The organism is Umezawaea beigongshangensis, assembly GCF_016464305.1.
In the GTDB taxonomy this organism is placed as follows: domain Bacteria; phylum Actinomycetota; class Actinomycetes; order Mycobacteriales; family Pseudonocardiaceae; genus Umezawaea_A; species Umezawaea_A beigongshangensis.
The window spans coordinates 342,696-357,788 of record NZ_JAEIOJ010000005.1 but is presented as its reverse complement, the minus strand read 5'-3'; the positions used below and the strand labels follow the sequence as shown (position 1 = coordinate 357,788).

14 protein-coding genes are annotated in these 15,093 nt (G+C 71.8%); 9 read left to right on the top strand and 5 right to left on the bottom strand.

Annotation, left to right across the window (positions count from 1 at the left end; all coding sequences use genetic code 11):
* Positions 1-45: 45 nt before the first annotated feature.
* The 8 genes from IMZ35_RS16130 (at position 46) to IMZ35_RS16095 (ending at position 9,801) form a co-directional block, all read left to right on the top strand.
* Positions 46-1,068, top strand: coding sequence for a type VII secretion system-associated protein (locus IMZ35_RS16130; RefSeq protein WP_199441884.1), 1,023 nt, complete (start codon positions 46-48; stop codon positions 1,066-1,068).
* 48 nt (positions 1,069-1,116) lie between these two features.
* A complete protein-coding gene (locus IMZ35_RS16125; protein WP_307868211.1) occupies positions 1,117-1,746 on the top strand; it encodes a type VII secretion system-associated protein in 630 nt (209 codons plus the stop codon).
* Between the two features lie 74 nt (positions 1,747-1,820).
* Positions 1,821-5,327 carry a type VII secretion system-associated protein gene (locus IMZ35_RS16120; protein WP_199441883.1) on the top strand — a complete coding sequence of 1,169 codons (3,507 nt, stop codon included), beginning with the start codon at positions 1,821-1,823 and terminating at the stop codon, positions 5,325-5,327.
* Between the two features lie 223 nt (positions 5,328-5,550).
* Entirely contained in the window at positions 5,551-5,973 is a 423-nt protein-coding gene (sdhC, locus tag IMZ35_RS16115) for a succinate dehydrogenase, cytochrome b556 subunit (RefSeq protein ID WP_199441882.1), read from the top strand.
* A gap of 2 nt (positions 5,974-5,975) precedes the next feature.
* A complete protein-coding gene (locus IMZ35_RS16110) occupies positions 5,976-6,389 on the top strand; it encodes a succinate dehydrogenase hydrophobic membrane anchor subunit (protein WP_199441881.1) in 414 nt (137 codons plus the stop codon).
* A gap of 46 nt (positions 6,390-6,435) precedes the next feature.
* Entirely contained in the window at positions 6,436-8,187 is a 1,752-nt protein-coding gene (sdhA, locus tag IMZ35_RS16105) for a succinate dehydrogenase flavoprotein subunit (RefSeq protein WP_199441880.1), read from the top strand.
* Positions 8,187-8,975, top strand: a complete 789-nt coding sequence (locus tag IMZ35_RS16100; protein ID WP_199441879.1) for a succinate dehydrogenase iron-sulfur subunit — start codon at positions 8,187-8,189, stop codon at positions 8,973-8,975. Before sdhA ends, IMZ35_RS16100 begins: the two co-directional genes overlap by 1 nt.
* Before the next feature lie 148 nt (positions 8,976-9,123).
* The gene (locus IMZ35_RS16095; RefSeq protein ID WP_199441878.1) at positions 9,124-9,801 is read left to right on the top strand and encodes a type VII secretion system-associated protein; all 678 of its coding nucleotides are present in this window, start codon (positions 9,124-9,126) and stop codon (positions 9,799-9,801) included.
* 52 nt (positions 9,802-9,853) lie between these two features.
* Here IMZ35_RS16095 and IMZ35_RS16090 read toward each other — a convergent pair whose 3' ends face one another.
* The 3 genes from IMZ35_RS16090 to IMZ35_RS16080 all read right to left on the bottom strand — a co-directional run bounded on the left by IMZ35_RS16090 (position 9,854) and on the right by IMZ35_RS16080 (position 11,424).
* Positions 9,854-10,696 carry an endo alpha-1,4 polygalactosaminidase gene (locus IMZ35_RS16090; RefSeq protein WP_199441877.1) on the bottom strand — a complete coding sequence of 281 codons (843 nt, stop codon included), beginning with the start codon at positions 10,694-10,696 and terminating at the stop codon, positions 9,854-9,856.
* Positions 10,697-10,829: 133 nt separating this feature from the next.
* Positions 10,830-11,177 carry a hypothetical protein gene (locus IMZ35_RS16085; RefSeq protein ID WP_199441876.1) on the bottom strand — a complete coding sequence of 116 codons (348 nt, stop codon included), beginning with the start codon at positions 11,175-11,177 and terminating at the stop codon, positions 10,830-10,832.
* A gap of 4 nt (positions 11,178-11,181) precedes the next feature.
* The gene (locus IMZ35_RS16080; RefSeq protein WP_199441875.1) at positions 11,182-11,424 is read right to left on the bottom strand and encodes an SCO4848 family membrane protein; all 243 of its coding nucleotides are present in this window, start codon (positions 11,422-11,424) and stop codon (positions 11,182-11,184) included.
* A 61-nt stretch (positions 11,425-11,485) separates the two neighbouring features.
* Here IMZ35_RS16080 and IMZ35_RS16075 point away from each other — a divergent pair, with 61 nt between their 5' ends.
* Positions 11,486-12,868 (top strand): D-alanyl-D-alanine carboxypeptidase family protein, encoded by a 1,383-nt coding sequence (locus IMZ35_RS16075; protein ID WP_307868209.1) that lies wholly within the window; start codon positions 11,486-11,488, stop codon positions 12,866-12,868.
* A gap of 82 nt (positions 12,869-12,950) precedes the next feature.
* On the opposite strand, the gene yhjD is transcribed toward IMZ35_RS16075, so the two are convergent.
* Together yhjD and trpS are read right to left on the bottom strand one after the other, a co-directional pair.
* Positions 12,951-13,973, bottom strand: coding sequence for an inner membrane protein YhjD (yhjD, locus tag IMZ35_RS16070; RefSeq protein ID WP_199441874.1), 1,023 nt, complete (start codon positions 13,971-13,973; stop codon positions 12,951-12,953).
* Between the two features lie 56 nt (positions 13,974-14,029).
* Positions 14,030-15,052: a tryptophan--tRNA ligase gene (gene trpS, locus IMZ35_RS16065; protein ID WP_199441873.1), complete on the bottom strand. Its 1,023-nt coding sequence runs from the start codon at positions 15,050-15,052 to the stop codon at positions 14,030-14,032.
* Positions 15,053-15,093: the final 41 nt, after the last annotated feature.

Below are 15,093 nucleotides of genomic sequence, written 5' to 3'. Positions count from 1 at the left end.
CATGACCGCCACCGACCGATCCGACGGCCGCGGAGCGAACCGCACGTGAGCGCACGACGGGAGAGCCCCGCGGACGAGGCGCCCCGACCGCGGGACGGTGGGGAGGAGACCGGCGGGGCACGGTCCGAGCGGTGGGCCTTCCTGATCGACCCCGCGTGGCGACCGCACGAGGAGGGCGCGACACCGCCCGCCGAGGCGATCGTCGGCGGCTGGTTCGTGACGGCGGACGACCGCCAGGGGCGCTTCCGCCCCAATCCCGCCTACCAGCCGTCCTCCCCCGACTCGCCGACCGATCCCGCGGACGCGGCCGTGCGGCTCGTGGCCGGGGGCGACGCGAGCGGCGACGACGTGCTGACCGCCCTGCGGCAGGTCGTGCTCGGCGTCGCCGTCGACGAGGACGGTGACGCGATCGTCATCCCGTCCCCGGACGACGTCCCGTCGATCGTCGTCACCACGGCGCCCCTGCACCGCAGGACGGTCCGGGTTCCGGGGTGGCGCGACGCCCTGCTGCCCGAGGTGGCGGCCGCCCTGTCGGAGTCCGGGGTCGACCTGCTGGTCAACCCCGGTTCGGCGGCGTCGATCCGGCTGCTCGCCTCCGCCGTCGTCGAATCGCTGGCCGAGGCGGAGGACGACGACTTCGCCGACGACCCCTTCGGTCCGTCCTTCCCCGTGCCGGCCGACCCGGTCGACCTCGCCCTGCACGAGCTGCTCGACGAGCGGGCGACCCCGGAACGGCTCCAGGTCGCGCTGCGCGGCGCGGTGGTCGACCTGGCGCTGGACGACGACGACCGCGCGCTGCTGGTGACGACGTCCGACGACGACGCCTGTGTGATGGTCGCGACCACGCAGGAGCAGCGCGACCGCGTGAAGGTCGAGAACTGGGCCAGGGTGGGCCTCGCGGGACTGGTCGACGCCCTACCCGACGACGCGGCGGTGCTGTTCAACCCCGCGGGCGGCGCGTCGGTGCGCGTGCCGGGCGACTTCGTGCGCGCCGCGCTCGCCATGACCGACGAGGAGGCCTTCGCCGTCGTGAGCGCCTCAGAAGCCGGACGCCCGGTGCAGGACTGACCTGGTGAGCCGTACGATTTCACCGCTGACGCGACAGAAGGGGCTGCCGTGACGAACGGAACGGCCGGTACCGGGGCCTACGAGAACTACTTCCTGCTCATGGACCCGCAGTGGCGTCCGGCGGAGGGCTCTCAGGTGCCCGATCTGAAGTCGATCGTCGGGCTGTGGCCGCTGGACGACGACGGCGGCATGGGGCGCTTCCGGAGCAACCCGGACTACGAGCCCATCGACGAGAACTCGCCGACCGACCCGGTCGACGCGGGCCTGCGCCTGATGCTGCGCGACGAGCTCGCGCCGGAGCAGTTGCAGGTGCTGCTGCGCGACGTGCTGGTCGAGGTGGCCGTGGACGGCGACGGGCGCGCCGTGTTCGCGAAGTCGCCCGACGACGTGGCCTGCGTGATCGTGGCCACCGCCGAGCGGCACCGCGCGCGGGTGGCGCTGGAGAACTGGGACCGGGTGGGCGTGGAGACCCTCGCGGGCCTGCTGCCCGAGGGCGTCGACGTGCTGTTCAACCCCGGTGGTCCGGCCTCCGTGCGGCTCGTGGGCGACTTCGTGCGGAAGGCGGCTGAGCTGACCCCGGCCGAGGTGAGCAGCGCGCAGGCCGTCAACGAGGACGAGCGGCTCCTCGTCCTCCCGTGGGACGTGCCGGCGGACGGGGAGCAGCAGCGAGACCGGTGAGGTGACCCACGCCCAGCCGTACTGATCCTCCAGCGGGGAAGAGCATGTCGAGGCGAACCGAGTCGAGCGATGGCGTGCTTGCGCTGCCGGACCCCGACTGGACTCCTGCGGAGCCGGACGACGTTCCGGCCGCCGACGCGATCGTCGGCGGCTGGCCCGTCGTCGACGGCGCTGTCGGCCGGTTCCGCAGCGCGCCGGGACGCGCCCCCGCGGGAGATCCCGTGGGGACGACGCTGCGCCTGCTGCTGGACGGCAGGGTGGAGACCGGCCTGCTGCTGCTCGCGCTGCGCGACGCCGAGCTCCACCTGGCGGTGACCGAGGACGGCACGCCGCTGGTCGGGACCGGTGACGACGGAATCCTCAACGTGGCCGTCACCAGCTCGGCGGAGTACCGCGCCGAGGTCGACGCTCCCGGCTGGCACCGGGTCGACGTGCGCACGCTGCTCGAACTGGTGCCCGACGACACCGGCGTGATGCTCAACGCCGGTGGCCCGGCACCGGCGCAGCTGTTCCAGGACTTCGTCTCGTCGGCGCTGTCGCTGAGCGACGACGACGTCGACGCCGCCACCAGCAGGGGTCTCCCCCTGCTGGACCCGGCCGCGCTGGACGACCCGCTGGACCTGGACGGGTTCGGCCGGTTCCAGGTGGACGAGACCGGTCAGCCGACCGGGTTCCGGCCGAACCCGGCCCACGTCCCGGCCGACGACGGCCCCACGGACCCGTTCGACGCCGTGCTGCGGCGGTTCGCGGCGAGTCTGCTGAAGATCGACGCCCTGCGCTTCGTGGTCGACGCGGCGGACTTCGCGCTGGCGCTGGACGAGTCCGGCGCACCGCTCGTGATGTCCTCGCCCGACGAGGAGAAGTACGCCGTGCTGACGACCGCCGAGCAGCACCGCGAGCAGTGGCCCGCGCCCGACTGGCGCCGGGGATCGCTCGGCGAACTGGTGGCACGGGTGCCGGACGACGCCGACGTGCTGTTCAACCCGGCGAGCCCGGCGGCGATCCTGATGGGCGCGGGCTACCTGACCACGAACATCATCGCCGCAGCGGCGGCCGAGCCCGACCCGGTCGCGCCCGAGCCGGAAGCCGTCGCGCCGGAGCCCGAGCCGACCGGGGTCGAGCCCGGCACGGTCGAGCAGGAGCCCGAGCCGGTCACTCCGGAGCCCGACGAGTCGGCGGACACAGAGCCGGAGAACACAGAGCCGGAGCCCGCTGAGCCGGAGGACACAGAGCCGGAGAGCACCGTGGCAGGACCCGAGCCCGACTCGGCCACTCCGGAAGCCGAGCCCGCCGCGGCGGAGCCGGAGCCCGTCGCGGACGAGCCCGTCACCCCCGAGCACGAGTCGACCGCTCCGGAAGCCGAGCCCGTCCCGGTCGAACCGGAGCCCGTCGCGGTCGAACCGGAGCCCATCCCGGTCGAGCCCGAGATCGCCGCACCGGACCCCGTCACCCCGGAGCCGGACCCCGTCACCCCGGAGCCGGAGCCCGTCACCCCCGAGCCGGAGCCCGTCACCCCGGAGCCGGAGCCCGTCGCGGACGAGCCCGCCACCCCCGAACCCGAGCCGGTCCCGGAGGCGGAACCCGCCACCGCGGACCCCGAGCAGGTCACCCCCGTGCCCGACGCGGGCGACACGGGCACGGCTGGCGCGGCCACCGCCGGTCCCGTCGCGGCGAGCGGTGCCGAGACCCCCGCGCCCCCCGCCGAGCCCGCTCCGCCCGCCGAACCCCCGGCGCCGCCGAAGAAGCGCAAGAAGGGCGTCGTCAAGGTCAAGCCGCGCCGCCCCGCACCGCGCCGCGTGCTGCGCGTCGCCGAGGTGCCCGCGCTGCGCTTCGCCGTGCGGACCGGCGACGCGAGGACCCTCGCCGTCGCACGGCCGCACGTGCCGCCGCACGGCGTGCAGATGACCACCGAGCAGGTGATCGCCCGGTTCGCCGGCACCTACCAGGGCGCGACGGCCGGTCTGACCACGCTGGCGCTGGGCGTGCACGAGCTGGGGATGCTGCTCCACCAGTTCGCGGCGATGGCCGTGAACGGCAGGCTGGAGGAGTACGCGCCGGACGTGCTGGGCGCGCTCGACGTGCAGCAGCTCGTCCGCGACGTGGACCGGGCGCTGGGCGCGACGGGCGACGCCGTGCTGCGCGGGCGGGTGCGCGCGCTCGTCAACGACGCGGTGCTGCTGACCTGCCTCGCGCCGTCGCGCGAGCACGACTTCCCCGACTCCACGGGGCTCGGCGTGCTGCGCGACCGCAGGGCCGTGCAGCCGCTGTCGGCGAACCGGCTGCGCCAGATCCTCTCCGACGTGGCGTGGACGCTGCTCGGCCGCGCGAACCCGTTCACCGAGGAGCAGTCGGCGCTGGTGGGCGTCGACTACCGGGTGGACGAGGCGCTGCCCGTGCGGATCGCGCGGCTGAGCCTGGTGAACTTCGCCCCCGCCGCCCGCGAGACCCTCCAGCGCGACGCGCTGTTCACGTCGCTGGTCGCGAACCCCGCGGCGATGACGGAGGCGCTGTTCGCGAGCGCGGGGCACGACCAGCGGCACTTCCCCGGCACCGGGGGCGTGGCGGCGGCCACCACGGACCTGCGCGACGACGTGCCGGGGCTGCCCGGTCTGCTGATGATCGGGCGGGCCGTCCTGGGCGCCACGATCCAGCGTCTCGGCGTGGCCGCGCCGGAGGAGATGGCGGCGAGCGACCCCGTGTTCGGGCGCACGCTCGGCGACGTCGCGGGCAAACGGATCGCCGAGGTCATCGCCGAGTTCGAGAGCGTGGAGAAGCGCGGCCACGCGCTGCTCGCGGTGCCCGGCGGCGACTGGGACGAGCTGACCACGGCGTGGAGCCGCGCGCTGCAACGGCTGGCCGCGCGCCCGTCCGGCCGGCTCCACCTCGGACGCGTGCTGTTCTCCCCGCTCCGCACGGACGCCGCGGGGGAGCAGCTGTTCCCGCTCGACGTGCTGTCCTACCAGGACGCCTCGGCGCGGGTGCTCGCCCCGGACCCGCTGGAGAGCGGTCCGGGCGAGCTGGCGCGCGACGAGCTGGAACCGCTGACCCCGCTGCTCGGCGGGGAGGCCGCTCGGGTGGAGTTCTGGCGGCGCGTGCGCAACCGCGGCGGGTTCCCGGTGCTCGCGCGGGGCCGGGCGCTGCACCTGCGCGCGGTGCGCCAGCCCGGCGTGCAGGCGTTCGTCGTCGGCGACCCGGAGGAGCGCGCGTTCCACTACCTGACCGCGGCGGAGTTCGCCGACTGGACGTGGGAGCACGAGGTGCTCGCCGGTTCGGGTGTGCTGCACGGCACACCGGTGCTGCGCAAGCCCGACGAGATGTCCACGACGACCGTCATCCCCTTCCCCGGAGCGGCGCCCGCGACGTCGGCTCCCGGCGTGCCGCGGCCCGCGCCCGTGTCGCCCCTGCGCCAGCCCGACCCGCAGGAACTGGTCTCGCTCAGCGCTCAGGTCGGCGTTCCGGTGGCCGATCTGACGTCGATGGTGACGTTCATGCACAAGGGGCTCCCCGACGACGCCATCGCGACCGCGCTGCGGCTCAACCCGCCGTTCGTGGAGCGCTTCCGGGAGTGGCTGCACGGCTGATCCGGACGCCCCTCTGCGGCCCGGATCACGCTCGGGTCTCGCTCGTCCACGCGTCTGAACCGGTGCAGGTCACCCGGGCGCCCGGGAGCGTGTCTCATCCATCACAGAGCGGGTGGAGCCGTTGGGTCGGTCGGCTGGGGCGGGGCTAGCATTCCAGTGGTCACGGTCCCCGCACCCCCTGTGAGGTGGACCAGTCCACCACTGACGTTGGAGGCCGCTGCACATGGCCAGTACCACCGCAACAGAGCGGACGGGCACCTCCCGAGGAGGCGGAACGCTGTACCGCGGCGATCTGGGCATGTGGTCGTGGGTCGCCCACCGCATCACGGGTGTGCTGACGTTCTTCTTCCTGTTCGCCCACGTTCTCGACACCGCTCTCGTGCGGGTGTCGCCGAACGCGTACGACCAGATCATCGAGACCTACAAGAACCCGATCGTGAACCTCTTCGAGGTCGGTCTGGTGGGCGCAGTGCTCTACCACGCGCTCAACGGCGTCCGGGTCATGCTGATCGACTTCTGGGAGAAGGGCGCGAAGCACCAGAAGACGATGCTCTGGACGATCCTCGTCGTCTGGGCCCTGGTGATGCTTCCCGGCACCTACTTCATGATGGAGCGCACGGTCTCCGAGCTGCTCGGAGGACACTGATCATGAGCGACGCACTGATCCTGGACAAGCCGCGCTCGCCGCGCCGCCCCGCCGCCCGCCGCAGCAACTTCGAGCTGTACAGCTGGCTGTTCATGCGCATCTCGGGCCTCGCGCTCGTGGTTCTCGTGCTGGGCCACCTGTTCATCATGAACATCCTCGACGGCGGTGTGCACCGCATCAACTTCGGGTTCGTCGCCGGTCGCTGGGCCTCGCCGTTCTGGCAGGTGTGGGACCTGGCCATGCTGTGGCTCGCCCAGATCCACGGCGGCAACGGCCTGCGCACGGTCATCAACGACTACGCGCGCAAGGACAGCACCCGCTTCTGGCTGAAGATGCTGCTCTACGTGTCGATGGTCCTGATCATCTCGCTCGGCACGCTCGTGATCTTCACCTTCGATCCGAACATCACCGGCTGACTCGCCACCCCACCACACTCGGACCGGGCGGCCAGGGAGAACTCGCATGCAGTTCCACAAGTACGACGTCATCATCGTCGGTGCCGGCGGCGCCGGTATGCGCGCGGCCATCGAGTCCGGCCAGCGCGCCCGCACCGCGGTGCTCACCAAGCTCTACCCGACGCGTTCCCACACCGGCGCGGCCCAGGGCGGCATGTGCGCCGCCCTGGCGAACGTCGAGGAGGACAACTGGGAGTGGCACACCTTCGACACGATCAAGGGCGGTGACTACCTGGTCGACCAGGACGCCGCCGAGATCATGGCGAAGGAGGCCATCGACGCGGTCCTCGACCTGGAGAAGATGGGCCTGCCGTTCAACCGGACGCCCGAGGGCAAGATCGACCAGCGCCGGTTCGGCGGTCACACCCGCAACCACGGCGAGGCCGCCGTGCGCCGGGCGTGCTACGCCGCCGACCGCACCGGTCACATGATCCTCCAGACGCTGTACCAGAACTGCGTCAAGCACGGCATCGAGTTCTTCAACGAGTTCTACGTGCTCGACATCCTGCTCAGCGACACCCCCGACGGCCAGGTCTGCACCGGCGCCGTGGCCTACGAGCTGGCCACCGGCGAGATCCACGTGTTCCAGGCCAAGTCCGTGGTGTTCGCCACCGGCGGTTTCGGCAAGGTCTTCAAGACCACCTCGAACGCGCACACCCTGACCGGCGACGGCATGGGCATCGTGTTCCGCAAGGGCCTGCCGCTGGAGGACATGGAGTTCTACCAGTTCCACCCGACGGGCCTCGCGGGCCTGGGCATCCTGCTGACCGAGGGCGCCCGCGGCGAGGGCGCGATCCTGCGCAACGCCTCCGGCGAGCGGTTCATGGAGCGCTACGCGCCGACCATCAAGGACCTCGCGCCGCGCGACATCGTCGCCCGCTCGATGGCGCTGGAGGTCCTGGAGGGCCGCGGCGCCGGTCCCAACAAGGACTACGTGCTGCTGGACTGCACGCACCTCGGCGCCGAGGTGCTGGAGACGAAGCTGCCCGACATCACCGAGTTCGCCCGCACGTACCTCGCGGTCGACCCGGTGAAGGAGCCGGTGCCGGTGTACCCGACCGCGCACTACGCGATGGGCGGCATCCCCACCAACGTCCACGGCGAGGTGCTGCGGGACAACGACAACGTCATCCCCGGCCTGTACGCCGCCGGCGAGTGCGCGTGCGTGTCGGTGCACGGCGCGAACCGCCTGGGCACCAACTCGCTGCTGGACATCAACGTCTTCGGCCGCCGCGCGGGCATCGCCGCCGCGGAGTACGCCTCGACGCACGAGTTCGTCGAGATCCCGGAGAACCCGACCAGGGTCGTCGAGGAGCAGATCGCGCTGGCCCTGTCGGAGCACGGCCACGAGCGGGTCGCCGACATCCGCACCGAGCTCCAGGCGTCGATGGACGCCAACGCGTCGGTGTACCGCACCGAGGACACGCTGAAGCAGGCGCTGCACGACGTGCAGGCGCTGAAGGAGCGCTACTCCCGCATCCAGGTGCAGGACAAGGGCAAGCGGTTCAACACGGACCTGCTGGAGGCCGTGGAGCTGGGCTTCCTGCTGGAGCTGGCCGAGGTGCTGGTCGTGGGCGCGCTGGCGCGCAAGGAGTCCCGCGGCGGTCACGCGCGCGAGGACTACCCGAGCCGCGACGACACGAACTTCATGCGTCACAGCATGTACTACAAGCAGGGCGACGAGCTGACCTCCGACATCCGGTTGGACTACAAGCCCGTCACCTTCACCCGCTACCAGCCGATGGAGCGCAAGTACTGATGTCCGCACCCGCTGAAGAGAAGACCGCTTCCGGCTCCAGGGGTTCCGAGCCGCCGGTGCCGGACGGCGCGATCACGGTCACCGTCAAGATCCGCCGGTTCAACCCGGAGTTCGACGACGAGCCGCGCTGGGACACGTTCGAGGTGCCCGCGCTGCCGTCGGACCGCGTGCTGAACCTGCTGCACTACTTGAAGTGGTACGTCGACGGCACGCTCACGTTCCGCCGCTCCTGCGCCCACGGCATCTGCGGCTCCGACGCGATGCGCATCAACGGCGTGAACCGGCTGGCGTGCAAGGTGCTGCTCAAGGACCTGCTCGCCGGTGGCGGCAAGGCCACCACGATCACCATCGAGCCCATCAAGGGCCTGCCGGTGCACAAGGACCTCCTGGTCGACATGGAGCCGTTCTTCGAGGCGTACCGCGCGGTCAAGCCGTACCTGATCTCCTACGGCAACGAGCCGACGCGCGAGCGCATCCAGTCGGCCGCCGACCGCGAGCGCTTCGACGACACGACCAAGTGCATCCTGTGCGCGGCGTGCACCACGTCGTGCCCGGTGTACTGGACCGAGGGCTCCTACTTCGGCCCGGCCGCGATCGTCAACGCCCACCGCTTCATCTTCGACAGCCGCGACGAGGCCGCCGAGGAGCGCCTGGACATCCTGAACGACGTGGACGGCGTGTGGCGCTGCCGCACGACGTTCAACTGCACCGACGCGTGCCCCCGCGGCATCCAGGTGACGAAGGCGATCCAGGAGGTCAAGCGCGCGCTGCTGTTCAAGCGCACCTGATCCGGGGTTCTCCCGAAGGCCGTCCGCGTCCGCGCGGGCGGCCTTCGGCGTTCCGGAGGGCGGTTTCGGCGGACAGGCGGACCGGGCTGCTGGCTGGCGTCGTTCACCCGGCCGTACCATCGGCGGTGACACCACCGGAGGAGATGCCGTGGCAACCGAGACGACGGAAGCCGGATCGCAGGCGGAGACCACGAGCCAGGAGAACTTCTTCCTGCTGATGGACTCCCAGTGGAAGCCGAAGGAGGGGCAGCTCACCCCCGACCTGGAGTCGATCGTCGGTGTCTGGCCGCTCGACTCCGAGGGCAACGTCGGCCGCTTCCGCAGCAACCCGTACTACGAGCCGATCGACGAGAACTCGCCCACCGACCCGTTCGACGCGGGCCTGCGCCTGCTGGTCGACAACCGCATCGAGGGGCCACAGCTCCAGCTCCTGCTGCTCGACGTCCTGTTCGACGTCGCGATGAACGGCGACGGCCGGCCGCTGGTCGCCAAGTCCCCCGACGACGTCCCGTGCATGGTGATCGCGACGTCCGAGCGGCACCGCTCCCGCGTGGCGTCGCCGGACTGGCGGCGGATGAGCGTCGAGCAGCTCGTCGAGGTGATCCCGGACGACGTGGAGCTGCTGTTCAACCCCGGCGGCCCGGCGATGGTGCGGCTGTCGGCGGAGTTCGCGACGTCCGCGCTGGAGCTGACGCCCGAGCAGGTCGAGAAGGCGCACGACAGCTTCCGCGACGAGGACGAGGGCGTGCACGTCCTGCCCTGGGAGGTCACCGAGACCACCGGGACCGACGCGACCGACGAGGGTGCGACGCCGCAGAAGTCGTGACGACGCACGACGGGGCCCCGCCGGATCGGCGGGGCCCCGTCGCACGCGTGGATCAGCAGGCGTCGTAGACGTACTCGCCCTCGTCGTCGTCCTCGTCGCCCGGCGTGGTCAGCGGCACGTCGCGCAGCACGACCGACAGCTCGTCGCCGAACTCGTCGCACGTCGCGTCGAAGTACTGCCGCTGGTACTCGACGACGAGCACGGCCGAGCCGTACTCCCCGACGTAGTCGTCGCACTCGTTCCACTCGCCGCACTCCTCGGCCACGGCGAAGTCGAACCCGATCGCCCTGCCCTCGGCCACGATCTCCGCGGCGTTCTTCTGCCCGATCGCGAGCCCGGCGTCGTGCGCGGTGGTGACCAGCAGCTCGGCGTACTCCAGCGCGTCGGACTGCTCGACGAACTCCGGGAAGCGGTGGAACGTGTCGAAGTTGTCGATCTCCACGGCCTGGAAGCCGTCCGCGGCGCAGCCCTCGATCCACCCGCCGACGATCCCGGCCAGCTCGGCCCTCTTCTCCGGCGTGGTGACGTCGAGCACCAGCTCGTCCCACTCGACGTCGCCGACGTACTCGCCGTCGTCGTCGCGCAGCAGCAGGTCGTCGTGCTCGGACTTCCACCAGTCGATCTCGTCACCGGGCTGGGTCTGGAAGCCGTTGACGTAGCAGACGTTGTAGAGCTCGTCCGCCGGCTCGGCGGTCCGGTCGCGCACGACGACACCGGTCCCGCTCGGCGGCGCGTACGCCCCGCCCAGCTGGTAGTCGGCCTGCACGTTCGCGGGCAGGTTCGCCGGAGCGTCGGCGGACGCCTGCCCGTACGTGGTGCCGACGACCAGCGCGGTGGCCGCCGTGAGGACGAGCGCGGTCGCGGTGCGACGCGCGGTGAAGAACTGCGGGGTCACGTTCTCTCCAGTGCGGGTGCGAAAGTGGTTCGAACCCGTACGAACCAACAGGTGATCCGCGGTGGAGTCAACCTCCGGCGGCCAACACGCGATTTTCGCGATACCCGGCCGGATCGCGCCCGCCCGCCGCCGCTCAGGTCCAGAAGACCGCCAAGCCGACGTTGAGCACCACGAGACCGGCCAGCGTCGGCGTGAGCCACTTCGGCGCCGCGGGCTTGCTCACGAACACCGCCGCCAGGCCCGCGACCACCACGAGGACCGCGAGCTTCACGCCGATCTTCGCGTGCGAGTAGTCCTGGTCGGTCAGCGGCGCGAGCCCGACCAGCGCGACGCCGGTGAGGAGCTGGAAGGCGGCACCGTGCAGCCAGCCCTTGTTCAGCGGCGCACCGGCACCCGCCCCGAGCTGCACGAAGACCATCGCGATCAGCATTCCCATGCCCAGCAGGTGCAGGAACACCAGCAGCAAGCGCACGAACTCCACGGTTTCAGACCTCCGGATCGGACGGGGTGCGCAGCGCCCGCAGGCCGCGGACGCCCAGGACGGCGATGACGGTGCCGAACACCAGCGACACGACGACGAGCACCAGGTGCACGAGGAAGAACGACGTCGGGCCGTCCTCCCAGGACCTCCCGTCCTTCCAGATGTTGCGCAGGAAGGTGGGCCAGATCACCCAGGACCAGGCCCCGAAGGCGAGCAGGAACAGCGACGCGCCGCGGGAAAGCCTCACCGGAGCAGTATCCGCCGTGGTGGGTGAAAGTCCGTCGGGCGGGGTGGATAGCCTGGAGGACGTGCCTTCCACCGCTCGACGGCCCGTCGTTGCCCTGGTCCTGTCCGCGTGCACGCTGATGGCCACCGCGCTCTTCGCCGCGCCCGTCGGCTCGGCGCAGCCCACCTCGTCGTCGTCGACGCAGCCCTCGGGCTCCGGTCGGCCGTCCGCGCCGGGCACGTCCGGCGCCGACGAGCCCGACGACAAGACGTCCGCGCCGCCCTCCTCGGCCTGCACCAACCGCGAGGCGCCACCGCCCGCCGTCACCGAGTCGGAGAACCCGGCTCCCGGTGAGCGCGCTCCGGCGCCGCTGCCCGTGCCGGAGAAGCCGCTGGGCGGCGACCGCATGGGCGAGTGCGGCCTGGTGCTGCCGCCGAACTCCGACTCCCCGCCCGCGACGGTCACCGCCGACTCGTGGCTCCTGGCGGACCTGACGAGCGGCGCCGTGCTGGCCGCGAACGACCCGCACGGCCGCCAGCGGCCCGCGTCGACGACGAAGGTCCTGCTGGCCGTCGCGGTGGCGCGCGAGCTGAACCCGAACGCCACGGTGACCGCCACGCAGGAGGACGTCGAGCAGGAGTGCACCTGCATCGGCCTGCGGGTCGGCGGCCAGTACACCGTGCAGGAGCTCACCCAGGCGCTGCTGATGGCCTCGGGCAACGACGTGGCCAACGCCCTGGCCCGCCAGCTCGGCGGTCAGGCCAACGCGCTGCGCAAGATGAACGCGGTGGCGAAGGAGCTGGGCGCCCAGGACACCAGGGCGGTCACGCCGACCGGCCTGGAGGCCCCCGGCACCAGCACGTCCGCCTACGACGTCGCCCTGATCTTCCGGGCGGCCATGAAGTTCAGCGTGATCAGCGAGGCGTTCGCGACGCCGCGCATCGACTTCGGCGCGAACAGCGGCAAGGGCACCGTGCCGGTGCTCAACGACAACCGGCTCCTGGAGTCCTACCGGGGCGCGCTGGGCGGCCGCAGCGGCTACACCGACGACGCGCTGCACACCTACGTCGGTGCGGCGGAGCGCAACGGCAAGAAGCTGGTGGCGGTGCTGCTGCGCGGCGAGGCCCAGCCGCTGCCGATCGCCGACCAGGCCGCGAAGCTGCTCGACTGGGGCTTCACGATCCCCGAGGCGGACGCGAACCCGGTGGGTCAGCTCGTCGCGGGCGCACCGCAGGCGAACACGAACGAGCCGCAGACGTCGACCAGCGGTGCCCCGGACGACGAGGCGGGCGCCTCGACCGCGTCGCAGCCGACCGCGATGAACCGGGCGTTCGGCAACGTGGGCGGTCCGATCACGGCCGTCGCGGCCGTCGGCGTGCTGGCCGCGATGGTGCTGGCGCTGCGCAGCCGTCGCGCACGGGCGGCGCGCGCCAAGCGGATGGCGCAGCAGCAGGCCCAGTTCTGACGCGCACCCGGCCCTGAGACGCCGGAGCGGCCCTCGCGAGGTGGATTCCCACCCGCGGGGGCCGCTCCGGCGTGTGCGGGGCTCAGCGGCGGCGCAGGAGGCTGCGCAGCGCGATCCCGGTCACCGCGCCCAGCCCGAGCAGACCGGCGGCGGACCCCGTGCCCGCGGCGCGGACCTCCACCACCGGCTTGATCACGGCGGGCGGCGGCGGCTCGATCGGGTCCGCGAGCAGGTTCTCCCGCGCCGTGGCCGTCCACGCGGCGATGAACAGCAGGAACTGCGCCACGAGGTTCGCGAACAGCAGGACGCCGATGACGGAGCCGAACGCCGCGCCCGCCGGCGAGTTCGCCACGACGCGCAGGTAGATCGCGCCGACCTGCTTGAGGATCTCGAAGCCGACCGCGGCGGCCGCCGCGCCCTTGACCGCGCTGCGCCAGCCGACGGGCTTGCGCGGCAGCTTCGCCAGCACCCACAGGAACACGAGCCAGTTGGCGACGAGGCCGAGCAGTATCGTCGCGACCTTCAGCACCGCCTCGGCCCACCCCACGCCGTCCAGGTTCACCAGCCGCAGCACCAGGTGCGCGAAACCGCTGCCCGCCGCGGTGATGCCGAGGGAGATCAGCAGCGCCACGCCGAGTCCGAGGAGCGCGAGCAGGTCCTTGAGGTAGGTCTTGATCAGCGGCAGGTCCTCCTTGGCGCGGCCCCACTGCGCGGTGAGCGCGTCGCGGAGGTTGCCGATCCAGCCGAGGCCGGAGTAGGCCGCGCCGAGCAGACCGAAGACGCCGACCGTGCCCTTGGAGCTCACGGCCTCCTCGACCGCCGTGTTGATCGTGCCGCCGAGCTCACCGGGGACGGCCGTGCTGATGCCCTCCTTCAGCTCGTCGAGCAGTCCCGGCTGCGAGGCCAGGACGAATCCCGCGACGGCGAAGCCGATCATCAGCAGCGGCACCAGGGACAGCACGCTGAAGTACGTCACCGCGGCGGCGAACTGCGTGCCGTACCGGGAGGTGTAGCGCTCCGCGGCCCGGACGAGGTGGTCGAACCAGCGGTGTTCACGACGCAGCTTGTCGAGCTTCGTCTCGGTCTTCGGAGAATCCTGCGTCACGCGGGAACGGTAACCAGGTGGGGGTACCCCCGCCACCCGGCCGCCGCTGCCGCGGATCAGGTCCCGGCGAGGAACCCGATGCGCTCGTACGCCCTGGCGAGGGTCCTGGACGCGACCTCCCTGGCGCGCTCCGCGCCGCGGGCGAGGATCTCGTCCAGCTCGGCGGGATCGGCGAGGTAGGCGTTGACGCGCTCCTGCACCGGCGTGACGAACTCGGTGAAGATCTCGCCGAGGTCCTTCTTGAGGTCGCCGTAGCCCTTGCCCTCGTAGGAGGCGACGAGGTCGTCGAGCGTGCGGCCGGTCAGCGCGGAGGCGATCACCAGGAGGTTGCTGACGCCCGGCTTCGCCGCCGGGTCGTAGGTGATCTCACGACCGGTGTCGGTGACGGCGGAGCGGATCTTCTTCGCGGACCGCTTGGGGTCCTCCAGCAGCTCCACCACACCGGCCGGCGCGGACTTGCTCATCTTCGACGTCGGGTCCTGGAGGTCGTAGATCTTGGCCGTGTCCTTGACGATGTGCGCCTCGGGGAGCCGGAAGGTCTTGCCGTAGCGGCTGTTGAAGCGCTGCGCGAGGTCGCGGGTCAGCTCCAGGTGCTGGCGCTGGTCCTCGCCCACCGGCACGTGGTGCGCCTGGTACAGCAGGATGTCCGCGGCCTGGAGGATCGGGTAGGTGAACAGGCCGACGCCGACGTGGTCGGCGCTCTGGCGCGCGGACTTGTCCTTGAACTGCGTCATCCGCCCGGCCTCGCCGAAGCCCGTGATGCACTGGAGGACCCAGCCCAGCTGGGCGTGCTCCGGCACGTGGCTCTGCACGAACAGCGCCGACCGGTCGGGGTCGATGCCGAGGGCGAGGAGCTGCGCGGCGGAGAGGCGGGTGTTCTGCCGCAACACCTTCGGGTCCTGCTCGACGGTGATGGCGTGCAGGTCCACGACGCAGTAGAAGGCGTCGTGGGTGTCCTGCAACGCCACCCACTGCCGCACCGCGCCGAGGTAGTTGCCGAGGTGGAACGAGCCGGCCGTCGGCTGGATGCCGGACAGGACGCGGGGACGGGCGACTGGTGCTGCGCTCTCCGTGGACACGGAGCCATTATCCCGAGGGCCGCCGCGGCGGTCCGGGGGGT